The following is a 19,439-nucleotide window of genomic DNA, read 5'->3' as shown; positions in this document are numbered from 1 at the left end:
GACTTTCTTTTTCTACTAAACCTGTTTGGAAGGTTGCTGTGAACGTTTTATACGTGTCCTGCATTTTATAAAGGGGTTACTTAAGACTTTTTACTGCAGCGAAAATCCGCCTAATCGCGGAAGTTATCATCGCGATATTTGCGCGACCGAGAGGGATCAGCAACAAGCTTGAGAAGCGGGGCGCATATTAGACTAAGCACAACTCCGCCCAGAAGGAGCCACAGGGGGTTAAGGGTCAAAAAGTGTGTCCGGAATCGCGGATTTTCACGGATTGACCTGTAGGTTTCCGGAAAGTATATGCTCCGGAAGCATATATCTAGCCCCCGACGGGAAATCCTCGGTGTGGCAGCCGTGATGTGCTATGCGCGGCGTGGTGTGGTGTCGCAATGTCGAAGAACCAACCACGCTGCCACTGCGGCGGTGAAATGAAACGCAACGGCACCACCAGCAAAGGCACCACCAGATGGCGCTGCAAACAATGCGGCGCCTCCAGCGTCAAACGTCGAAACGACATCACCAACGCGGCAGTGTTCACCCAGTTCATCGAGCATTGCACCACCGCAATATCACTCGACGACCTAGCCAAACGAAACGGTGTTAGCCGCGCCACCATGAAGCGGCGCTTCAAGTGGTGCTGGCTCGTTGATGTGCCTGACCCCACCGCCGGCCACCACAAGCGGATCTACGACCAGGTATTTCTCGATGGCACCTACACCGCCGGTGGCTGCCTGATCGTCGCGGCGACCATCGACCACGTGATCGCCTGGCACTGGTGCAAACACGAAACCACCCGCGACTACCAACTGCTGCTTGAACGCATCGAAGCCCCACTCATCGCCGTCATCGACGGCGGCCAAGGCGCATACAGCGCAATCAAAAAGTGCTGGCCGACTACGAAAATTCAACGCTGCCTCGTCCACGCCCAACGCGTGGTCCGCCGCTACACCACCACCAACCCACGCACCGATGCCGGGCGCACCATCTACCGACTTGCGCTGAAACTGACCCGGATCACCACACTGGATGAAGCCGCCGCGTGGGGTGTGCAACTGCACGAGTTTTCAACGATCTACCGGGAATGGATGAACGAGAAAACCATGATCAAAGACCCCAAAACAGGTGCATGGACCCGCGTGTGGACCCACCACAACGTGCGCAAGGCCTACAACAGCCTCAACCATCTTTGGCGGTCCGAGATGCTGTTTGTCTACCTCAACCCGCCAGCAGGAGTCCTTGCGCCCGAGCGGATCAAATCCACCACCAACAGCTTAGAAGGCGGCATCAACGCCCAGCTCAAACTGCTCGCCAGAACCCACCGCGGCAGATCAGGCGAACGACAACGCCGCATGCTGGATTGGTGGCTCTACTTAAAAACGGAACTGCCTGACGATCCAGTACGAATCGCCAGGCAGTCCGACTGGGGCCAGGGCCAACTCGCCAAAGTATCCACCCTGACCCAAACCGAGAACCAAGCCGACCACGAAACAGGACGCCCAGCCCTCTACGACAACGCTATCGACACCGACTACACCCACTCAATCGGCATTCAAAAAGGCCAAATCTAACCCCCGCGACACGCCGAGCCAGACACACATTTTGACCCTTAACCCGCCACAGGCTCCCAGAACCGAGCCATAGTGCGAGGCCAAGAACAATGCCAGCAATGAGCCCCGGCAGCAATGAGGAAGACTTCATAGATGGGCACCTGTGAAATAGATTAGATACAAGAAAAGCCGCCCGAAGGCGGCTCATTTTGTGCGCCCGGAGGGATTCGAACCCCCAACCTTCTGATCCGTAGTCAGATGCTCTATCCGTTGAGCTACGGGCGCAGACCGTTGGTAAGCAGTGCGTGTGCTCTGCTGTGCAACGAGAAATAACTATACCCACGGTCTGGGAAACTACCAAATCCCCAGTTCACTTAGTGTTTACCCACGAGAAGCAGGAAGGCTTTAGGAAGGAATGAGGGCGGCAACTTCGGCGTCGGAAAGCAGGGCGTCCCGGAAAGCTTGCAGGGTGGCCTCGTGGTCGAAGTCAATGCCGATGAGAACAATTTCAGCACCAGGGGTCACGCCATTGGCCGCCCAGAGGGACGCGGGCATGATCTGGAGGTTCGGGCCGGCTTGCTGCCAGGCGTGCGCGACGCGCAGATCGGTATCGATCCAGCAATAACCCTTGGAACGCACCAGACCGGTACTGGCCCGCAGGGCGGCAAGTAAGCGCTCGCGATTAAAGGGCCGATCCGCACGAAAGACCACCGAGGAGATGCCATATTCCTCGGTCTCGGGAGTATGTGGGTTGGCCAGTTCTTCGGCGTAGCCGTGATAGGCGGCAGCGGTAGCTGTGTCATACAAGTGGGCATCGAGGACGAGTCGCGGGTCGATGACACCGTTGGTAACAATCACGACGCGGGCACGGGGGTTCATGGCGCGCACGGTAGCGATGACCCGTTCGGTTTCGGCAGCATCAACCAAATCAGTCTTGGTGATGAGGATAAGGTCAGCAAACTCAACTTGGTCCACTAGGAGGTCAGCCACGGTGCGGTCGTCGTCAGGCGTGGCTTCGATGTTCTGGGATGCGAGACTCTTGCCGCGGCGTAAGTGCGTCAGGAAGGTCGAGGCGTCAACGAGGGAAACCATGGTGTCGATAGACGCGGCTTCGGCAAGCGTCGTGCCATCCTCAAACTCCCACTCAAAGGTGGCCGCAACGGGCATGGGTTCGGAAATGCCAGTGGATTCGATGACAATCTGATCGAAGCAGCCGGAGCGGGCGAGTTTGCCCACGGATTCGATGAGATCCTCGCGCAAGGTGCAGCAGATGCAGCCATTGGATAGCTCGACAAAGCGATCCTCGCCGCGCTCAAGGTGGCCCTCGCCGGCAACGAGGGCGGCGTCAATATTGACCTCGGAGAAGTCATTGACAATGACGGCCAGCTTGCGCCCCTCGCGGTTAGCAAGCAGGTGGTTTAAAAGCGTGGTTTTTCCGCTGCCTAAAAATCCGGACAGCACGGTAACGGGTGTAGCCATTCCCTAATGATAACGTTTTTCATTAGGGAATGGCTACGTCCCTAGATGGAGAGGCCGAAGATAGGCACTGCCAGCAGATACACTGTAAGGGTAATGAGGAAGATGCCGATGATATTGAGTCCGAGACCGCCCTTGATCATCTCGCCAATCTTGACGTAGCCAGAGCCATAGGCAATGGCGTTCGGCGGGGTAGCCACGGGGAGCATAAATGCACAGGTTGCCGCGAGCGCCACCGGAATGGTGAGCAGAAGGACGTTGATATCTCCCTCCGCGGTCAGGCCAACACCCACGGCAACGCCGCCCATAATTGGAATGAAGGTGGCAGCCGTTGCGGTATTAGAGGTGATCTCAGTCAGGAAGAGCACTAGTGCGGCTACGGCGGCGACGATAAGGACAACTGGGAGGACGCTCAGCCCCTTGGCCATCTCACCAATCCACAGGGACAGTCCGGAAGAATTAAAGACCGAGGACAGCGATAGGCCACCACCGAAGAGCAAGAGAACGTCCCACGGCATCTCATTGGCAGTCTTCCAGTCGAGCAGTCGAGTGCGACGCTGATTATCCGCCGGGAGAATAAAGAGCACGATGCCGGCAGCGATACCCACGATGGCATCGTCATAGTTCTCAAATTCCTTAAGCACCAGCGGCAGGATTACCCACGCTGCGGCGGCCAGAACAAAGATGATGCCGGTCATAATCTGAGGGCGGGTCCAAGGGCCGAGGGCCTTAATTTCATCGTCGATAAGCTCGCGGCCGCCCGGAATATCCTTCATCTCTGGCTTGAAAATGGTGATAAGTAGTGCCCAAGCAATCAGCAAGAAGATCACGGCGAGCGGTACACCGACCGCCATCCATCGACCAAAGCCAAGGGTAACGCCCCAGGTATCGGCCATATACGCGTTCAGGAAGGCATTCGGCGGGGTGCCGATGAGCGTGCCCAGCGAACCAATGGACGCGGAATAGGCAATGCCCAGCATGAGGGCCGTGGCAAATTTCTTTTGCTTCTGCCAGCCACCTACGGTCTCTGCGGTCAGCGCGAGCACCGAGGTGCCAATAGGCAGCATCACCACGGCCGTAGCCGTATTAGAAACCCACATGGACAAAAATCCGGTGGCCAGCATAAAGCCCAAGATGAGGCGCTTGGGAGAGGTACCAATCACCTTCACCACATAGAGGGCCAAGCGGCGGTGCAGGTTCCAGCGCTGCAGGGACAGCGCGATAAGGAAGCCACCCATGAACAAGAAAATGGTGGCGGAGGCATACGGGGCGCCTACCTCCTTGATTGATCCGACGCCAGCTAGTGGGAAAATAACCAACGGAAGCAGCGCGGTGGCAGCGAGCGGAATAGCTTCAGTCATCCACCACACGCCCATAAGGATCGTCACCGCTGCAACAGCGCGGATGGCACCAAGCGTGTACTCGGCTTCCGGATCTGCGCCAGAGGAGCCTTGGACTGTCTCGATGGCATTGGAGGGGAAGATAAAGAAGACAAGTACCGCCAATGCCAAGCCCACGAAGAGGCCAATAAACTGCCGGCGCCATTCGCCGCGTGGGACTTTAGGGGCTTCGTCACCTTCGGTGTGGGCGGTGGATTCGTGAGTATGCGGGGTGGTCATACCGCGCGCTCCTTCACTAAGAGAGGACTGTGCTGAGGGATATGCTCCGTACTTCCCAGGTTATTAGCTGGCCTAGACAGCAAATAGAAAGTTATCTAATTCACTGCGAAGCATGCACTGACCATACAAAACATGTGACGCAGAAACCATATCCCGTCACAATAAACCACCCCCACACCCCCGAATAGCACACACCACACCTGCCTAAAACCAGAAATGGTTCCACCACTCCTCCACCCCCGATCGATGAAGGATGGGTTAAATGCCCAGGACGGTCTTAGCAATGAGGAAGTAAATAATGAGGCCCGTAGCATCACAGAAGGTAGAGATAAACGGGTTAGAAAAGACCGCCGGATCGGCACCGATGGTCTTAGCCACGATGGGCATCAGCCCGCCTACGGTCGCAGAAATCGAGCAAATCAAAAACAGCGTCGAACCGATGACCAAGCCGATGCTCATGCCATAGACCAGCGTAGCCAGGCCCAGTCCCGCCAAGCCGAGCACGGCGCCTAACAACATGCCGACGCGTAGCTCGCGCCACAAAACGGCAACGAGGTCGCGGGTGCGGACATCGCCCAGAGCCAAAGCACGAGTCACAGTGGTGGCAGCCTGATTGCCGGTATTGCCACCGGTGCCGGTCAGCAGCGGGATAAATAGTGAGAGAACCACGGCCTTGGCCAGCGTGCCTTCAAAGGAGTCCAATACTTGCACAGTCAACAGCGCAGAAACTGCCAGCACGAGCAGCCATACGATGCGCGAGCGCACCAGCTTGAGCAAAGGCGTGGATAGGTACGGCTGTTGAAGGGCCTCGGTACCGCCAGCACGAGCGGAGTCCTCGCTATCTTCTTCCTCCACAATGTCCGTAGCATCGTCCCACGTCAGCAGACCAACCAAGCGGTGCGAATCATCCACGATTGGCAGCGCAAGAATGTCCAATGGGAGGAACCAACGCGCGGTTTCTTCCGCATCAGCACTAGCACGGGCAAAAATGGGGTCGTGCATAATATCGGCCATGGTCAGCGCGGCATCAGCGGTGAAGATTTCGCGCAGGCTCACCACCCCCACAAGACGCCTATCCTCGCGGGTAATGGGCACGGTGTAGATAGTTTCCAGCTCATGTGCGGTCTCCCGCAGTTTAAACAGCGCGTCCCTCACGCTCATGTCCGGGTGGATTCCAGGCACCTCGGGTGACATTCGGCGCCCCACCGAACCCTTGACATAGCCCAACACCACGCCCGTGACATCGCGCTTGGATTGAGTCAGTGAGCGCAGCAGCCGGTCCGCAATCTCCGCGGGCAGCTCATCCAGCAAAGCCACGCGGTCTTCCGGGTCAAGCTCGTCGAAGAACTCATAGACATCAGCATTGCCCAGCTCATCGATGATATCGGCCTGATGCTTTGCATCGAGGGCATCAAAGACGACGATTGATTTCTGGCGCGGCAGCAAGCGCAGGGCCAAGGCCGACCGGACGGCATTTTGCCGCTCGACGACGGCGATGAGTTCCTGCAGGGGCACCCTCTCCAGGAGTTCCTGGAGGCGCGGGGCCTTGGTGGGGTCAATGGCGTCTTCTTGTTTGAGCCATGCCTCGACAATATCGCTAGCCCGCTCGGTGGTCTCCGCCATGGCCTACCCGCCTTTCCAGCCCCAGGTTATTGACTTCAGCCTTCTTAGACTACGTCATTTGCCCAGAAAATCCGCCAGAGATCCTCCCTGGCCGCATGACGACGCCCAGAAGCCACCTCAATGACGACACCGGGATGACTACAGGAATAGACCCCACAGGGCGAAGGCTGCCAGCAAAGACACCAGACCGGCGGTACTGGCCAAAATGATTGCATGCGGAAGGGGAGCCTGGGAAGACAGGGCGACGTCGACAACCGAGGCACGTTGCCACACCGCCAAGACCAGCGCCAGCACCCCGGCGGCAAGGAGGACGAGCGGCAAGAAGACGCGCACACTCACCGCCCGCATCACGCCTAGCAACACTAAGGAAAGCGCCAAAAGGGTGCGCTGCCAAGACAGGCGCGTGCGCTCTGGTTGCAGACCAGGATCAAAGGGCTGGTTAGACAAGGAACTCGCCTACCAAAAGCGCACCAGCCACCACCACGATTACAGCAACAAGGACCGGAAGGCCGAAACTAAACGGTAGCGATCGATTCTCTCGCATTGCGCGCTCTGATTGTTTCCAATGCCCCCACGCCACCACGGGCAAGATAATGGCGACTATCAACATGAAGACCGATACCGCGGCACGCAGGGTGTCTGGCAGCGGAACGTCAAAGGCCTCAAGTGCTACTCCGCCAGCAATCAACGCCAGGGAAGTGCGAATCCACGCCAGGAACGTGCGCTCATTAGCGAGCGTGAAACGCGGATCAGGGTCGGTGCCAACTGCAAACACCGAACGGGGAAACCTCGAGTCACTCATGGGCACCACTTTATATTCATTTATCTCCTGCGTCGCGACAAGCCCGCGCAACGCTTCACCTTCCCGTAGTCTCATAGGCGCAGGCGAGCCCCCTGAGCAAAGGAGCACCCATCCCCTATGAACCTGCGCTTATGCAACTACGCGCCATCCTCCCCGAACGAGGACGAGTTTTTCAGCAAAGAGAACATCAAGCGCGTCAGCACCCCAAATACCCGCCCCGATGCCACCGGCTTGCGCGAGACCGTTTTTAACAACGGCCCGTGCCCCTCCAAGAACCATACGAAATTCGACTTCCTCTTCCGGCTCTTCCATATGGGTAGCATCGTAATTCTGGGGCTCTTCCCCTTTGCTCTTACCGGACTCGATTTCCGCATCGCTTTGCTCATCAGCCCGCCTATCATCGCATTCGGCATTTCCAAGCCCGTTCGCTGGCTGACCTCGACCCACAATGAGCGCACTCTGCTCCGCACAGCGTGGGCCAATAACTGGCTCGAGTTTTATCCGGTACTGGTGGGAAACTTCTACCACTTTGACACCAAGGAAGAAAAGAACCTTATAGGCGATGACCACTATTACTTCCACCAGGCGCGCATCATGGTGTTCTTTCCTGATGGCTCCACGGAAGTACTACCAGAGCTCGCAACCGTGAAAGCTGTCGACTATCCGCCTGAATTGATGAGGTCAGATGGCACTGCCATTGCGGAAAACCCCGACGCTCTGCGTGTGAGCCCCACCGTTAATAATGGCTGGGCACTACTGGCCGTGCTCGCCGGTGACCCGGTATCCGCCGGTACTCCCGACATCGGCTTGAAAGAGCAACAAATAGAAGCAGCGCTTGCCCAAGTGGAGCGCGAGTGGGCACCCGGCATTCTGAATTAAACCGCCGCAGCGAGTTATAGTCGGGCCCATGATTGAAGTTGCCGCCGTAGTTTTCCGTAATTCCTTTGGCCATATCCTCACCGTGCGCAAAGATTCTTCCACCAAGTTCCAGTTACCTGGCGGCAAACTTGAGGCTGGCGAAACCCCTGCACAGGCCGCAGCCCGCGAGGTCGCAGAGGAAATCGGTGTGGAGGTCCGCCTCCCGGAGCTTTCCCTGCTCGGCACCTTCGACGCGCCGGCCGCCAACGAACCCGGCGAAACCGTGCGCGGCCACATCTTTACCTATCCGCGCCCAGTCCTTGCCCGCGCAGCCGCAGAGATTGCCGAACTCGCATGGGTAGACCCCACCAACCCAAAGCGGGAGCTCGCCCACCTGCTGTGCGACGAGGTCTTTCCTGCCCTAGAATCCTAAGGCCCTGCTTGATCCCTTAAGAATTTCCTATTGCAGCTCCTGGGAGGGCAACCTAGAGTTATTTTCATCAGAATTGAGTGATGAAAGGACTGAACTCCATGCCGCAGCAATCCACACCGGGACCTATCGTGACGATTACTTTCCTCGTCCTAGGAGTCATTAGCTCTGTTATCGCCATTCTCATGGTGCCTGCCCTCTTCCACGAGGTCACTTCCCTGCGCGCTGCGGCTTTTACCGGAAGCTTCATCTTCGGCGTTGGCATGCTCACGCTCTTCCGCCGCTGCGCCAAGTACCAGCGCAAATAGCAGATTTCTCCGCTTTACGGAGCCGACGAGAATAGAAAACGCGAATTAAAAAATCCCGAGCGTGCGCGCTCGGGATTAGATGGCGGAGATGAGAGGATTCGAACCTCCGGACCCCAGAAGGGTCAACTCCTTAGCAGGGAGCCCCATTCGGCCGCTCTGGCACATCTCCACGGTTCACAAGGAACCTCGTTTGAGAATACCTGCCTGCCCCGCCGCTGCCAAACTAGCCCCCTGCTTTCGCTCCCGCAACAAAGGCGCAGGCCCTACAGTGGTAGGCATGATTCGCCCCGATCTGAAAGCCATCCCTGCCTATGTCGCTGGTGCGCGCAACGATGACGCACTCAAGCTCTCCTCTAACGAGGCGGCTCACCCGCCCCTGCCAGAAGCGGCCGCGGCCATGGCGGAGGCAGCCGCACAGGCTAATCGCTACCCGGATATTGCGGCCACCGCACTGCGCGAGGACCTAGCCGCGCACCTGGGCGTGGATCAGCAGCAGGTAGCGGTGGGCACCGGCTCCTCCGCATTGTGCCAACAGCTGGTAGAAATTGCCGCCACCCCTGGCGAAGAAATCCTCTTCCCATGGCGCTCCTTCGAGGCCTACCCCATCTTCGCCCAAGTCGTGGGTGCCCACCCTATCCCGGTTCCGCTCAGTACAGATCAGCGCGTGGATCTTCCTGCCATGGCGAAGAAAATCACGGATAAAACCAGGCTCATCTTCGTGTGCAATCCCAATAACCCATCGGGCACCACGATTACCAAGGCCGAGTTCGCCGCATTCATGGATGCCGTGCCTGCCGACGTACTCGTAGCCCTCGACGAGGCCTATATCGAATACAACCGCGCCACCGACACCCCGCTGGGCACGGAGCTGGTGGGTACCTATCCCAACCTGGTGTGCCTGCGCACCTTCTCTAAGGCTTATGGCCTGGCCGGGGTCCGCATCGGTTATGCCTTCGGCCCGGAAAATATCATTGAAGCCCTCAATAAGGTGGCTATCCCCTTCTCCGCCAGCACCGTGGCACAGGTTGGCGCCCGCGCGGCACTGGCGGCGCAGGATTCGCTGCGGGAGCGTACCGAGGAGACCGTCGTCCAGCGCGAGCGCCTAGAAGCAGCCCTGAAGGACTGGGGCGTGCCGCATTCCGAGGCGAATCACGTGTGGCTGCCGGCTAAGAATCTTGCCAGTCTGGGCACTCCACAGGAGATAGCCGCCCACCTAGCTGAACGCGGCGTGCTCGTTCGTGCCTTTAGCGAGGGCATTCGTATTACCGTTACCACCAGGGAAGAAACCGACGCCTTACTGCAGGCGTGGAACGCAACCATAGGAGGCTAAATGCGATCGCTCATTAACTTCGCCCTGAATGTCTTTGCCATCGCGGTGGCGCTGTGGGCCGTGGTCACTGTCATTCCCGGAATCTCCATCACTCCGGCTGAAACCGGAAATTTCATCGCCATTGCCATCGTCTTCATCATCATTAATGCCGTAGTCACGCCGGTGCTGCGCATCCTCGGCGCACCGCTGACGTGCCTGACACTCGGGCTTTTCTCCTTCGTCATAAACGGCGCAGCGCTCATCATCGTGGAGTGGGCGCTCAATACGCTTGACCTCGGAATTGGCCACCTTGTCATCGACTCTTGGGGCGCCGCGATTATCGGCGCCATCGTGCTTTCCATTGTCAGCAGCGTCATCAATTTCTTTACCAGTCCGCTGCGCCAGCGCGATTAGCCGCCCGCAAAAGGCGGCAGGACGTCCACGCGGGTCACGCCGGCCAGGGGGGAATCCATGACGGTGTTCCCAGCGCCGTCGATAAGAAAGCTACAGCGCCCCAGCACTTCTTTCAGGCTCATGCCGGCCGCAGTGGTGCCGGTATGGTCCTTGCCCAGCTGCACTACCAAATCACCCAAGGTAGCGGGAGCGTCTACCTGCTCAGAAGCCACCCCCGCGGCGGCGCGTGCGGCAGCGAAATAGTGAACGGTCAACATGCCTTCTACTATGCCTACGCACCCCTGCCGTGTCGAGACCGTGGGTAAACTAACCGTCATGCGCACACCTGAAACCCACGCGCGCGAGGTCGCCGCGGCCCTGCCCGTACGTCACGTGACCACCGTGGCCCTCAATCAGGCACAGGATATGGTCTTAGCTGCGGATATCCGCGCTGATTTCCCTTCCCCGCGCTTTGATAATTCACAAATGGATGGCTACGCCCTTCCCCAGTGTGCGGCCGGGACTTACCAGGTAGGCCCCACCATCGCCGCCGGCACAGAGCCCGCCCAAGTGCTCCACGGCTCACTCAACGCGGCCTGCCCCATCATGACCGGCGCCAAAGTTCCGGAAGCAACTGCAGCCATCGTGCCCATTGAGCACTGCGAACCACAAGAATTCCTCGCCCCGGGTGACCGTGTCACCGTGCCGGAGACCTCACCTGGGCAATTCATCCGCCGCGCCGGCTCGGACTTAGAAGAAGGCGCCCTCCTGGCAGCCCAAGGCGATAAGCTCACACCGGTCCGCTTGGCCGCCCTTGCTTCCCAAGGCATCGCCGAGGTGGAGGTCTACCGCCCCGCCCGGATCCTCATCTGCACCGGCGGAGCAGAGATTGGCAGTGGTAGCGCCGCCATCCCTGACGCCAATGCGCCGTTATTGACGGCATTGGCCCACCGCGCCGGCATCGACGTCGCGGGCTATATCACCACCGATGATGACCCGCAGGCCCTAACCCACGCTTTCGCAGACGCCATTGCACAGCATCACCCGGACGCCATCATTACCTCGGGCGGAATCTCTGCTGGGAAGTTTGAAGTAGTACGCCAAGTGCTCGATGGCTGGTTTGGTCATGTGGATCAGCAGCCTGGCGGGCCACAGGGTATCGCTGCTTTCCACGGCACGCCGGTGATCTGTCTGCCGGGAAATCCCATTTCCACGTTGGTAAGTTTCCGCCTCTTCGTGGCCCCGGCACTGGGCTGGGCTCCGGAGCCATTCCGCGTTCCGCTCGCGGCAGGCATTGAAGGCCTCCCATGCAAGGACCAATTTCGCCGCGGGCGCGTCGATTCCCACGCCCATATCCTCGGTGGCGCTAGCTCCCATCTGCTCGCCCAAGCGGCCGATGCCACCCATCTCATCCGCATCCCTGCCGGCCAACGCCTTGCGGAAGGCCAAGAAGTCGAGGTTTACCCACTATGAGTCCGCAACGCACCGCCATCGTCATCGTCGCCTCTACTCGCGCCGCCGCGGGTATCTACGAGGACCGATCCGGCCCCATCGCGGTAGATTTCCTGCGACGCAAGGGCTTTGACTGCCCCGCTGCACGCATCGTCCCCGATGCCGATATTGCCGCCACCGTTGCTGCCGCCTTCGCCGAAGAACCCTCGGTCATCTTGACCTCTGGTGGCACCGGCCTGACCCAAGACGACAAGACGGTAGAGGCTGTCGCGCCGCATATCACCCGCGAGCTGCCTGGCATCGCAGTGGCCTTCTGGCAGAAAGGCTTGGAAAGCGTGCCCACCGCGGTGGCTTCCCGCGCGATTGCCGGTGTTAATGACTCCACCTTTGCTATGACGCTGCCTGGTTCCACCGGCGGGGTAAAAGACGGCTGTGCGGTTTTGGATAAATTAATTGTTCCGATCGTCGATATGTTAGAAGGAGTACATGAGCACTGATCCCTCCTATGTGGCCGAACAGACCGGCTGCACCATTGGCACGCTTTTGAGCGATCAGCCCCTTGAATCCCACCTTGCCGCTGCCAAGGAAGAGACCGCCACGGCCGCCATGGGTGCCGTTGTCACCTTTGAAGGCGTCGTCCGCGATCATGATGGCGGCCGGCCGAATGTCACCCTTCTTTCCTATAGCGCCCACCCTTCCGCGCCAGAGAAGCTGCAGGACATCACCGACGCCGTCTCCTCCAGCCATCCGGTGCGCCTCTGGGCCGCTCACCGCACGGGGGATCTTCAGGTCGGCGACCTGGCCTTTGCCGTAGTTGCGGCCGCCGCGCACCGCGGCGATGCCTTCCGCGCGGCCGAAGAATGCGCCGATCGCGTCAAGGCAGAAGTGCCTATCTGGAAGGAACAAAGCCACGGCGATGGCTCCACTAACTGGGTGGGTCTGGAATGAGCATCCGCTATGCCCGCCAAGAAGCGCTCTGGGGCGAGGAGGGACAGCGCAAGCTCGCTCAAGCCCACGTAGCGGTTATCGGGGCCGGCGGCTTGGGTTCCCCCGCCCTGCTTTACCTAGCTGGCGCGGGCGTAGGCCGCATTTCGCTTTTCGACGACGACGTGGTCTCCCCCTCTAACCTTCACCGCCAAGTCATCCACACCACCGCGGCCATCGGCACGCCGAAGACGGATTCTGCCGCGGCCGCTCTCCACGCGCTCAATCCTGAGGTAGAAATCAGCTGCCACGGCCGCCTCGAAACGGCCACCGCCCTCGAGCAATTGCGCGGCTGCGACGTGCTCCTCGATGGCACGGATAATTTCGACGCCCGCTACCTGTGCTCTTGGGCCGCCCGTAGCTTGGGCATTCCGCACATTTGGGCCTCTATCTTGGGATTCGATGCGCAAATGAGCGTCTTTTGGTCGGGCAAGGGCCCCGTGTACGAGGATGTCTTTCCCACTGCCCCTGCCCCAGGCGAGGTTCCTTCGTGCTCCCAGGCCGGCGTTCTGGGGCCGATCGTCGGCGTGGTGGGATCCGCGATGGCCTTGGAAGCCTTAAAAATCATTACCGGCGTCGGCACCCCGCTTATGGGCACGCTCGGCTACTACGAGGCCCTTTCTGGGACGTGGGAGTATATCCCCATCCGTTCCACCGGGGCGGAGCCTACCCAGCCGGACGATGCCCCCGAGGTCCGCGAGATCCCTGATCACGCCATGCTTATCGATGTCCGCACTGACCCCGAGCGCGCCCGGTCCACCATTCCTAATTCAGCGCATCTTCCCCTCAACCGCATCCTCGCCGGTGAAAACCCCGATATCGCACGGGACGAGGTAGCCGTTATATATTGCGCCAGCGGCATCCGCTCCGCCCAAGCCGTCCACGCTCTGCGCGAGCGCGGATACTCACAGGTGGTTTCCCTGCGTGGCGGCATTAACGCGTGGTTGGAACAACAAGGAGCGTGTTAACGCGCCCCCACTGCGAGCCGTCTAGACCCTTCTATTCTTGTCTTCTTTTCCGCGAACAAAGAGGAACCAGATCAGCGGTCCTAAGAAGGGCAGTGTGAAGGTAGCGACGATAAAGAGCACCTTCGCCGCAAGCGTGTACCCAGAAAAAATGATAGAAATTAAGGCCGCTATCCAGAACGCGACGAGCAAAAGGATGGGAAGGAACCCGAGGAACCACCACGTATCGTTAGGGTTAGTAGATTCCGCTGCTGCTAGGTAAAACTCCGAAGTGCTCATGGTGTCCTTTCGACGAGTAATTTTTATCTTCGCTACAGAGCTTGATCACAATCACATCTCACTTGCCCTGTACATTTCCAAGATTAAGTCTGCGCCGCACCAGGCGCGTCATCCCCCGGTATGAAACGCCGCAGCACCACAATAAGCAGGTTTTTACCCCAAGCCGTTTTCCGGTGCCCCGCCATGACCAAGTTCGGGTTAACACCATCCAGGGTGAGGCCTCCCGGGATAGCCGCACATAAGTAAAACGAGAAAACGGTAACTCCTAGCGTGAGCCAGAAGCTACCGAGGTATCGCCGAGCCATAAATTATGACGTTGGCGGAGACGGCGGGATTTGAACCCGCGGAGGAATAAACCTCGCCGGTTTTCAAGACCGGTGCATTCGGCCGCTCTGCCACGTCTCCATGGTGTTCTTCGAAAACACTCATCGTGTCTACGAAGCAACTTGGTCAGTGTACTAAATAGATAGCCCGGTTTCCCAAAAAGCCACCTGCAACACTGAATGTCGCAGTAGGTTACTCCGAATTTCGTGGCACAGGACACACAAGGTTCGTTAGATTGGATCCATGACTACAACACACATGAAGGCCATCGTTCAGACCGATCCGCAGGATCGCCGGTCCTTAGAGCTCCGCGAAGTCGAGGTCCCTAAGCTGCGCTCGGGAGAAGTACTCGTCAAAGTGCAGGCAGCCGGCGTTAACCGCGGCGATATCCTGCAGACGATGGGTGCCTATCCGCCGCCACCGGGGGCATCGGAAATCTTGGGCTTAGAAGCAGCAGGCACCATCGCCGATGCCGGGGATACGAACTGGGAGGTAGGCACCAAGGTGGGCTGCCTGCTCGCGGGTGGTGGCTACGCCGAATACGTCGCGGTTCCGCAGGGCCAGCTGCTTCCCGTGCCCGAGGGGTTCAGCGTTGAGGAAACTGCAGCAGTGGTTGAGGTCGCGTGCACCGTGTGGTCCAACCTAGGCATTGAGGCGGGCCTTCACGAGGGCCAACGCGTCCTCATACATGGCGGAGGCGGCGGCGTTGGCACTTTTGCCATCCAGGTAGCCAAGGCGTTGGGCGCAGAGGTAGCGGTGACGGCCGGGTCACAGGAGAAGTTGGATCGTTGCCGCGAGCTGGGCGCCGATATTCTCATCAACTATAAGGAGCACGACTTCGTAGAAGAGTTGAAGGGAAGCTGCGACGTCATTTTGGACATCATCGGCGCGAAATATCTGGAAAAGAATATGAAATGCCTGGCTAAGGACGGCAAGCTCATCATCATTGGCATGCAGGGCGGTACTAAGGCGGAAATCAACTTGGGCGCCATGCTGCCCAAGCGCCTGACCATCCAGGGTACGACGGTGCGCGCCCGCGACTTAGAAGACAAGGCACGGATTGTGGCGGGCACGGTAGAAAATGTGTGGCCCATGCTGGAAGACGGCCGCGTAAAGCACGCGCTGCACGCTACTTACCCGCTTGCCGACGCCGCCCAAGCCCACACTGCCCTAGACAGCGGCGAGGTCACCGGCACCTTGGTGCTTGCCGTTTAAGCCAGCGAGGCTACGACGCGGATGAGATGCTCGACGTCGTGATAGGTATTGAAGGGGCCAAGCGCAACCGTCACGGCACCACCGATTTCTTCCACACCCATCTCCGTAAGCAACGGGGTCTGCGGGGCAAGCGTGGTAACAAGGCCGTTATCAAAGAGGCGCTTATAAACCGTCTCGGCCGGAACACCCTTTACTGCGAAGGTGAGGCGCGGCAGGCGATCATCGGATGCGCCTGCGGCCGCCTCTCCCGTCACTCCGAGGATGTGTACGGCAGGCAGGGTGCTCAAGAAGGAATAAAGGTCCCCGCGCAGGTCCTCGAGGTAGGCGCTAAGCGCATCCATAGAGGTGCGCAGGCGCTTGCGGCGGGAGCCATTCTCCCCACCGGCGAGGGCGGCAAGATGGTCCACGAGTGGTCCGACACCGCCGGCCAGGCCAGAGGAAATTGGCGTTTCCAGCTTGCGAGCGCCCTTGCTGGCATGCACCGGATCAAGGGCATCGAGGCGGCGGAACATACGGGTATCGCGGAATACCAAGGCCGCTAGCTGCGGGCCGCCCAGCAGACCAAGGTCGAGACCCAAGATATCGGCACCGAGCTCATCGAAGTTGATGGGGCGGTAGGGGGCGATCGCAGAGACGTCGAGAAGCGTCCAGGCGCGAGAGCGTTCATGCACGGTGTCTATGATCTCAGCCGTCGGGGAGACCGTACCCAAAAGCTCGTGGGCGGCAGAGAAAGCGACAAGTCGCGTGGAGCCGTCGACAAGCTCGGCGAATTGGAACCCCGGCAACTCACCCGTACCTAAGTCCGGCTGGGCCCAGCGGGTTTCTGCTTTGACCTCAGAAAATGCTGAATACAGGGAAGGCGGGTCCAGCTTTGAGAGCACTAGTGAGGAATTGCTGCCGAGCAGCGGGCGCGCCGCATGCGCCAAGGACTGGTAAAGAACCGGCAGGGAGGGGCCGAGCACCACGCGGTCTGCTTTGGAACCGGTCAGATCCGCTACGGCCATGCGCGCAGCGGTGTAATTCCCATCTCCTTCCAAGCGCCCCGGCGCGGGTGTGGCAGAGTGGGCGCCACCCGGCCCTTCCTGGGGCGCCACCGCAGTAGACATACGGAAAGAGCGGGCCACGCCGGAGGCTACTCGCTCAGAAATCTGGGGAACCGCGTGCGCGTTAAGGTAGGTCCAACCATCAGATAGCCCGGTGTATAAACCGCGCACACTGAATACGTCATAGTGCGCCGAAGCTCCTGCTGGCATTTCGGTCCCTTCTTTTTCGCGCTAGGCATCGCCACTCAGTGGCGGTCGATTCCCTACTGTATACGCGTTTGGCCCAAGTTTCCCAAATCTGGATTTTCGCTGAATACGGTCGTTTTCGCAGGCTAGCGGCGTGTAGTTCCCGTTTGCCCAGCCCGCGCGCTAGGGTGTTGAGCGTGCAAGATAACAATCAACTGCGCGCTGATATCGCCCGCATGACCTCCCAGCCAGACGGCGAGGCCACCCCAGCGTCCCAGTCCGAGACCCTCAAGGCCGCCTTCGCGGACCTTGCGCAGGGTGCACAGCAGCGCGAGCTGTGGTTCAAACTGGGTATTCAAGATATTAAGCAGCGCTACCGCCGCTCTGTCCTGGGCCCGTTTTGGATCACCATCGCCACCGGCGTGATGGCCCTCGCCTTGGGCCTTTTGTACTCCATGCTCTTCCAGATTCCCGTCGCGGAGTTCCTCCCCCACGTCACCGTGGGCCTTATTATGTGGACCTTCATTTCGGGCTGTATCAAGGAAGGCTCCACCGTCTTCATTGATAATGAGGGCTTGATTAAACAGCTTCCCGCCCCTCTTTCGGTGCACGTCTACCGCCTGGTGTGGCGCCAAACATTATTTTTGGGCCATAACCTCATCATCTGGCTGTTGCTTATCCTCATCTTCCCGCGCAGCCTGGGTTGGGAGTTCTTCCTCTTTATCCCAGGCTTGGCGTTGTTGTTGGTCAACGGCGTGTGGGTCACGATGTTCTTTGGCATCATTGCCACCCGCTTCCGTGACGTAGCCCCGCTGCTGGAGGCTTTAACCCAGCTCTTGTTCTACGTCACCCCGATTGTGTGGATGACTAATACCCTGAAGGATCAGGGCGGTGCTGTGGCCGGGCGAGCCCGCATCGCGGAGATCAACCCGCTCTATCACTACCTAGAAATCGTCCGCGCACCCATGATCGGTGAGCCGGTAGCCGCCTACCACTGGTGGATCGTTATCGGCTGCACCGTGCTCGGCCTGCTCATCGCCGGCTTGGTCATGCGCAAGTGGCGCTTCCGCGTCAGCTACTGGGTCTAAGCCCACGCCCTGTACTTGTGGAGATTCCTCGAAAGGATACTGACTGATGGTCTCGATTGATACGTATAACGCGTGCGTGGACTTTCCCATCTTTGATGCCAAATCTCGCTCACTGAAGAAGGCCATGCTCTCTTCTGCCGGTGGCGCCATTGGCAAAAATGCCCAAAACACCGTCGTGGTGGAAGCCCTGAAGGACGTTAACCTGCACCTGCGCGAGGGCGATCGCGTGGGTTTGGTGGGCCATAACGGCGCCGGCAAATCCACCTTGCTGCGCCTGTTGTCTGGGATTTATGAGCCCACCCGCGGTTCTGCCGATGTGCGCGGCCGGGTGGCCCCCGTTTTTGATTTGGGCGTAGGCATGGACCCGGAAGTTTCTGGCTACGACAACATCATTATCCGCGGCCTGTTTTTGGGCCAGTCCATCAAGCAGATGAAAAAGAAGATGGATGAGATTGCGGAGTTTTCTGAGCTCGGCGATTATCTCTCCATGCCGCTGCGCACCTATTCCACCGGTATGCGAGTGCGCTTGGCACTCGGCGTGGTGACCTCCATTGAGCCGGAAATCCTGTTGTTGGATGAGGGCATTGGTGCGGTCGACGCCGCCTTCATGGCCAAGGCACGCGTACGCCTGCAGGAGCTGGTGAAGCGCTCCGGCATCCTGGTCTTTGCCTCCCACTCCAATGACTTTTTGGCCCAGCTATGCAATACCGCCTTGTGGATCGACCACGGTGAGATCCGCTCGGTAGGCGAGGTTTCCGAGGTCGTCGGTGAGTACGAAGGACCTGAGGTGGGCGACTACGTCCGCGACCTGCGCGAGCGTTTTGAAAATGAGGACACCAGCGGCAACTAGCTGAGCATATGCAGCAGCGGGTCCCCCACACCCGTCACGTCCACCTGCACCCCTTCCGGCCGGTGATAGTCCGCAGCGCTTAGGCGCGCGCTGACCACCGGCCGGTTAATTTTTCCTGGGCCCGCAGGCTCTTCCTTTTCCTCGGTGCTAACGCGGTAGCCCAACTTTTCACTCACCCGGGCTGAGGCGCGGTTGGGTTTTATCCAACTGGTGCACAGCGAACCCGCATCGAGGTGCAAGAAGGAAAACGCCGCCATAGCCTGACGGATAAGCGTGCCATAGCCTTGGCCTTGAAAGCGGTGCAGCACCCATGATGCAGTTTCTATTTCCCGTGCGGCCGCAAAATTTTCTGCCGACAGGTCCACCACGCCTACTAATTCTTGGGTTTCTACCTGGCGAGCGATGAAATCCAAGGTCCACTTCTGGGGACACAGCTTCGCTCGGTGCTCCCATCGGTGCTGGGCCATGGCGGCGGGGGTATTCGTCTTCTCATCAAAAAGCCAGGGAAATGCATGTTCTGGAATGTCGTCGCCATAGATATCTTCCGCACACACCTGCGCTACCTGTGCGATGTCCTCATCGCGCATGACACGCAGGTCAACCCCGCGGCCCGTATCATCGCAGGCCCGAATGGTCACCGCAAAAGGCGGCCAGAAGTTTTCCATAGGCTTCACAGTATCCGCAAAGCTGC

At 59.1% G+C, this 19,439-nt stretch carries 22 protein-coding genes and 3 tRNA genes; 13 read left to right on the top strand and 12 right to left on the bottom strand.

Going from position 1 to position 19,439, the window contains the following annotated elements; translation table 11 throughout:
• Positions 1 to 386 precede the first annotated feature (386 nt).
• Positions 387 to 1,565, top strand: a complete 1,179-nt coding sequence (locus ACP8J1_RS00825; RefSeq protein WP_005323424.1) for an IS256-like element IS1249 family transposase — start codon at positions 387 to 389, stop codon at positions 1,563 to 1,565.
• A 191-nt stretch (positions 1,566 to 1,756) separates the two neighbouring features.
• Here ACP8J1_RS00825 and ACP8J1_RS00820 read toward each other — a convergent pair.
• The 6 genes from ACP8J1_RS00820 to ACP8J1_RS00795 all read right to left on the bottom strand — a co-directional run bounded on the left by ACP8J1_RS00820 (position 1,757) and on the right by ACP8J1_RS00795 (position 7,064).
• Positions 1,757 to 1,829: transfer RNA gene (locus ACP8J1_RS00820), tRNA-Arg, on the bottom strand.
• Positions 1,830 to 1,949: 120 nt separating this feature from the next.
• Positions 1,950 to 3,023, bottom strand: coding sequence for a GTP-binding protein (locus ACP8J1_RS00815; RefSeq protein ID WP_023020369.1), 1,074 nt, complete (start codon positions 3,021 to 3,023; stop codon positions 1,950 to 1,952).
• Between the two features lie 41 nt (positions 3,024 to 3,064).
• Positions 3,065 to 4,639 carry an SLC13 family permease gene (locus ACP8J1_RS00810; protein ID WP_023020368.1) on the bottom strand — a complete coding sequence of 525 codons (1,575 nt, stop codon included), beginning with the start codon at positions 4,637 to 4,639 and terminating at the stop codon, positions 3,065 to 3,067.
• A gap of 258 nt (positions 4,640 to 4,897) precedes the next feature.
• Positions 4,898 to 6,262 carry a magnesium transporter gene (gene mgtE / locus ACP8J1_RS00805; RefSeq protein WP_023020367.1) on the bottom strand — a complete coding sequence of 455 codons (1,365 nt, stop codon included), beginning with the start codon at positions 6,260 to 6,262 and terminating at the stop codon, positions 4,898 to 4,900.
• A gap of 138 nt (positions 6,263 to 6,400) precedes the next feature.
• Positions 6,401 to 6,709, bottom strand: a complete 309-nt coding sequence (locus ACP8J1_RS00800; protein ID WP_023020366.1) for a DUF202 domain-containing protein — start codon at positions 6,707 to 6,709, stop codon at positions 6,401 to 6,403.
• A complete protein-coding gene (locus tag ACP8J1_RS00795; protein ID WP_034656171.1) occupies positions 6,702 to 7,064 on the bottom strand; it encodes a YidH family protein in 363 nt (120 codons plus the stop codon). The genes ACP8J1_RS00800 and ACP8J1_RS00795 overlap by 8 nt, the downstream gene beginning before the upstream one ends.
• Positions 7,065 to 7,181: 117 nt before the next feature.
• Between ACP8J1_RS00795 and ACP8J1_RS00790 the strand changes: the two genes are divergently transcribed.
• The 3 genes from ACP8J1_RS00790 (at position 7,182) to ACP8J1_RS00780 (ending at position 8,660) form a co-directional block, all read left to right on the top strand.
• Complete coding sequence (locus ACP8J1_RS00790; RefSeq protein ID WP_023020364.1) at positions 7,182 to 7,943, top strand: hypothetical protein; 762 nt, start codon at positions 7,182 to 7,184, stop codon at positions 7,941 to 7,943.
• Positions 7,944 to 7,971: 28 nt separating this feature from the next.
• Positions 7,972 to 8,355 (top strand): NUDIX hydrolase, encoded by a 384-nt coding sequence (locus ACP8J1_RS00785; RefSeq protein WP_023020363.1) that lies wholly within the window; start codon positions 7,972 to 7,974, stop codon positions 8,353 to 8,355.
• An 80-nt stretch (positions 8,356 to 8,435) separates the two neighbouring features.
• Positions 8,436 to 8,660: a hypothetical protein gene (locus ACP8J1_RS00780; RefSeq protein WP_034655673.1), complete on the top strand. Its 225-nt coding sequence runs from the start codon at positions 8,436 to 8,438 to the stop codon at positions 8,658 to 8,660.
• A gap of 80 nt (positions 8,661 to 8,740) precedes the next feature.
• On the opposite strand, the gene ACP8J1_RS00775 is transcribed toward ACP8J1_RS00780, so the two are convergent.
• A tRNA-Ser gene (locus ACP8J1_RS00775) sits at positions 8,741 to 8,829 on the bottom strand.
• Between the two features lie 108 nt (positions 8,830 to 8,937).
• Between ACP8J1_RS00775 and hisC the strand changes: the two genes are divergently transcribed.
• Positions 8,938 to 9,990: a histidinol-phosphate transaminase gene (gene hisC / locus ACP8J1_RS00770; protein ID WP_034656168.1), complete on the top strand. Its 1,053-nt coding sequence runs from the start codon at positions 8,938 to 8,940 to the stop codon at positions 9,988 to 9,990.
• Positions 9,991 to 10,383 carry a phage holin family protein gene (locus ACP8J1_RS00765; RefSeq protein ID WP_302517796.1) on the top strand — a complete coding sequence of 131 codons (393 nt, stop codon included), beginning with the start codon at positions 9,991 to 9,993 and terminating at the stop codon, positions 10,381 to 10,383.
• On the opposite strand, the gene ACP8J1_RS00760 is transcribed toward ACP8J1_RS00765, so the two are convergent.
• Entirely contained in the window at positions 10,380 to 10,640 is a 261-nt protein-coding gene (locus ACP8J1_RS00760) for a MoaD/ThiS family protein (protein ID WP_023027795.1), read from the bottom strand. The genes ACP8J1_RS00765 and ACP8J1_RS00760 overlap by 4 nt on opposite strands.
• A gap of 58 nt (positions 10,641 to 10,698) precedes the next feature.
• On the opposite strand from ACP8J1_RS00760, the gene ACP8J1_RS00755 reads away from it, so the two are divergent.
• From ACP8J1_RS00755 to ACP8J1_RS00740, 4 genes are read left to right on the top strand one after another with little or no spacing between them, the layout of a single operon-like run.
• Positions 10,699 to 11,835, top strand: coding sequence for a molybdopterin molybdotransferase MoeA (locus ACP8J1_RS00755; RefSeq protein WP_034656162.1), 1,137 nt, complete (start codon positions 10,699 to 10,701; stop codon positions 11,833 to 11,835).
• Positions 11,832 to 12,311 (top strand): MogA/MoaB family molybdenum cofactor biosynthesis protein, encoded by a 480-nt coding sequence (locus ACP8J1_RS00750; RefSeq protein WP_023020358.1) that lies wholly within the window; start codon positions 11,832 to 11,834, stop codon positions 12,309 to 12,311. The genes ACP8J1_RS00755 and ACP8J1_RS00750 overlap by 4 nt, the downstream gene beginning before the upstream one ends.
• Positions 12,301 to 12,762 (top strand): molybdenum cofactor biosynthesis protein MoaE, encoded by a 462-nt coding sequence (locus ACP8J1_RS00745; protein ID WP_023020357.1) that lies wholly within the window; start codon positions 12,301 to 12,303, stop codon positions 12,760 to 12,762. Before ACP8J1_RS00750 ends, ACP8J1_RS00745 begins: the two co-directional genes overlap by 11 nt.
• Positions 12,759 to 13,766: a ThiF family adenylyltransferase gene (locus ACP8J1_RS00740; RefSeq protein WP_023020356.1), complete on the top strand. Its 1,008-nt coding sequence runs from the start codon at positions 12,759 to 12,761 to the stop codon at positions 13,764 to 13,766. The genes ACP8J1_RS00745 and ACP8J1_RS00740 overlap by 4 nt, the downstream gene beginning before the upstream one ends.
• 21 nt (positions 13,767 to 13,787) lie before the next feature.
• Here ACP8J1_RS00740 and ACP8J1_RS00735 read toward each other — a convergent pair whose 3' ends face one another.
• Together ACP8J1_RS00735 and ACP8J1_RS00730 are read right to left on the bottom strand one after the other, a co-directional pair.
• Positions 13,788 to 14,042: a PLD nuclease N-terminal domain-containing protein gene (locus tag ACP8J1_RS00735; protein ID WP_023020355.1), complete on the bottom strand. Its 255-nt coding sequence runs from the start codon at positions 14,040 to 14,042 to the stop codon at positions 13,788 to 13,790.
• 317 nt (positions 14,043 to 14,359) lie between these two features.
• Positions 14,360 to 14,447 (bottom strand) — tRNA-Ser (locus ACP8J1_RS00730).
• 177 nt (positions 14,448 to 14,624) lie between these two features.
• Between ACP8J1_RS00730 and ACP8J1_RS00725 the strand changes: the two genes are divergently transcribed.
• Positions 14,625 to 15,581 carry an NAD(P)H-quinone oxidoreductase gene (locus tag ACP8J1_RS00725; protein WP_023020354.1) on the top strand — a complete coding sequence of 319 codons (957 nt, stop codon included), beginning with the start codon at positions 14,625 to 14,627 and terminating at the stop codon, positions 15,579 to 15,581.
• Here the strand turns inward: ACP8J1_RS00725 and ACP8J1_RS00720 are convergent.
• Positions 15,578 to 16,834, bottom strand: coding sequence for an aminotransferase class V-fold PLP-dependent enzyme (locus ACP8J1_RS00720; protein ID WP_023020353.1), 1,257 nt, complete (start codon positions 16,832 to 16,834; stop codon positions 15,578 to 15,580). The genes ACP8J1_RS00725 and ACP8J1_RS00720 overlap by 4 nt on opposite strands.
• A gap of 212 nt (positions 16,835 to 17,046) precedes the next feature.
• Here ACP8J1_RS00720 and wzm point away from each other — a divergent pair, with 212 nt between their 5' ends.
• Positions 17,047 to 17,898 carry a galactan export ABC transporter permease subunit Wzm/RfbD gene (gene wzm / locus ACP8J1_RS00715; protein WP_051138321.1) on the top strand — a complete coding sequence of 284 codons (852 nt, stop codon included), beginning with the start codon at positions 17,047 to 17,049 and terminating at the stop codon, positions 17,896 to 17,898.
• 46 nt (positions 17,899 to 17,944) lie between these two features.
• Positions 17,945 to 18,748, top strand: coding sequence for a galactan export ABC transporter ATP-binding subunit Wzt/RfbE (gene wzt, locus ACP8J1_RS00710; protein WP_023020351.1), 804 nt, complete (start codon positions 17,945 to 17,947; stop codon positions 18,746 to 18,748).
• Here the strand turns inward: wzt and ACP8J1_RS00705 are convergent.
• Positions 18,745 to 19,413, bottom strand: coding sequence for a GNAT family N-acetyltransferase (locus tag ACP8J1_RS00705; RefSeq protein WP_023020350.1), 669 nt, complete (start codon positions 19,411 to 19,413; stop codon positions 18,745 to 18,747). The two genes, wzt and ACP8J1_RS00705, sit on opposite strands and share 4 nt — an antisense overlap.
• Positions 19,414 to 19,439 lie beyond the last annotated feature (26 nt).

This window comes from Corynebacterium sp. LaCa_205 (assembly GCF_057458085.1).
The sequence above is the reverse complement of the archived record's forward strand: the minus strand, read 5'-3'. Positions and strand labels throughout refer to the sequence as shown.

Excerpts from the sequence above, each read along its gene's own strand:
- ACP8J1_RS00825 (WP_005323424.1), top strand. The coding sequence starts at position 387 with ATGTCGAAGAACCAACCACGCTGCCACTGCGGCGGTGAAATGAAACGC.
- ACP8J1_RS00815 (WP_023020369.1), bottom strand. The coding sequence starts at position 3,023 with ATGGCTACACCCGTTACCGTGCTGTCCGGATTTTTAGGCAGCGGAAAA.
- ACP8J1_RS00810 (WP_023020368.1), bottom strand. The coding sequence starts at position 4,639 with ATGACCACCCCGCATACTCACGAATCCACCGCCCACACCGAAGGTGAC.
- mgtE (WP_023020367.1), bottom strand. The coding sequence starts at position 6,262 with ATGGCGGAGACCACCGAGCGGGCTAGCGATATTGTCGAGGCATGGCTC.
- ACP8J1_RS00795 (WP_034656171.1), bottom strand. The coding sequence starts at position 7,064 with ATGAGTGACTCGAGGTTTCCCCGTTCGGTGTTTGCAGTTGGCACCGAC.
- ACP8J1_RS00790 (WP_023020364.1), top strand. The coding sequence starts at position 7,182 with ATGAACCTGCGCTTATGCAACTACGCGCCATCCTCCCCGAACGAGGAC.
- ACP8J1_RS00785 (WP_023020363.1), top strand. The coding sequence starts at position 7,972 with ATGATTGAAGTTGCCGCCGTAGTTTTCCGTAATTCCTTTGGCCATATC.
- ACP8J1_RS00780 (WP_034655673.1), top strand. The coding sequence starts at position 8,436 with ATGAAAGGACTGAACTCCATGCCGCAGCAATCCACACCGGGACCTATC.
- hisC (WP_034656168.1), top strand. The coding sequence starts at position 8,938 with ATGATTCGCCCCGATCTGAAAGCCATCCCTGCCTATGTCGCTGGTGCG.
- ACP8J1_RS00765 (WP_302517796.1), top strand. The coding sequence starts at position 9,991 with ATGCGATCGCTCATTAACTTCGCCCTGAATGTCTTTGCCATCGCGGTG.
- ACP8J1_RS00760 (WP_023027795.1), bottom strand. The coding sequence starts at position 10,640 with ATGTTGACCGTTCACTATTTCGCTGCCGCACGCGCCGCCGCGGGGGTG.
- ACP8J1_RS00755 (WP_034656162.1), top strand. The coding sequence starts at position 10,699 with ATGCGCACACCTGAAACCCACGCGCGCGAGGTCGCCGCGGCCCTGCCC.
- ACP8J1_RS00750 (WP_023020358.1), top strand. The coding sequence starts at position 11,832 with ATGAGTCCGCAACGCACCGCCATCGTCATCGTCGCCTCTACTCGCGCC.
- ACP8J1_RS00745 (WP_023020357.1), top strand. The coding sequence starts at position 12,301 with ATGAGCACTGATCCCTCCTATGTGGCCGAACAGACCGGCTGCACCATT.
- ACP8J1_RS00740 (WP_023020356.1), top strand. The coding sequence starts at position 12,759 with ATGAGCATCCGCTATGCCCGCCAAGAAGCGCTCTGGGGCGAGGAGGGA.
- ACP8J1_RS00735 (WP_023020355.1), bottom strand. The coding sequence starts at position 14,042 with ATGAGCACTTCGGAGTTTTACCTAGCAGCAGCGGAATCTACTAACCCT.
- ACP8J1_RS00725 (WP_023020354.1), top strand. The coding sequence starts at position 14,625 with ATGAAGGCCATCGTTCAGACCGATCCGCAGGATCGCCGGTCCTTAGAG.
- ACP8J1_RS00720 (WP_023020353.1), bottom strand. The coding sequence starts at position 16,834 with ATGCCAGCAGGAGCTTCGGCGCACTATGACGTATTCAGTGTGCGCGGT.
- wzm (WP_051138321.1), top strand. The coding sequence starts at position 17,047 with ATGACCTCCCAGCCAGACGGCGAGGCCACCCCAGCGTCCCAGTCCGAG.
- wzt (WP_023020351.1), top strand. The coding sequence starts at position 17,945 with ATGGTCTCGATTGATACGTATAACGCGTGCGTGGACTTTCCCATCTTT.
- ACP8J1_RS00705 (WP_023020350.1), bottom strand. The coding sequence starts at position 19,413 with ATGGAAAACTTCTGGCCGCCTTTTGCGGTGACCATTCGGGCCTGCGAT.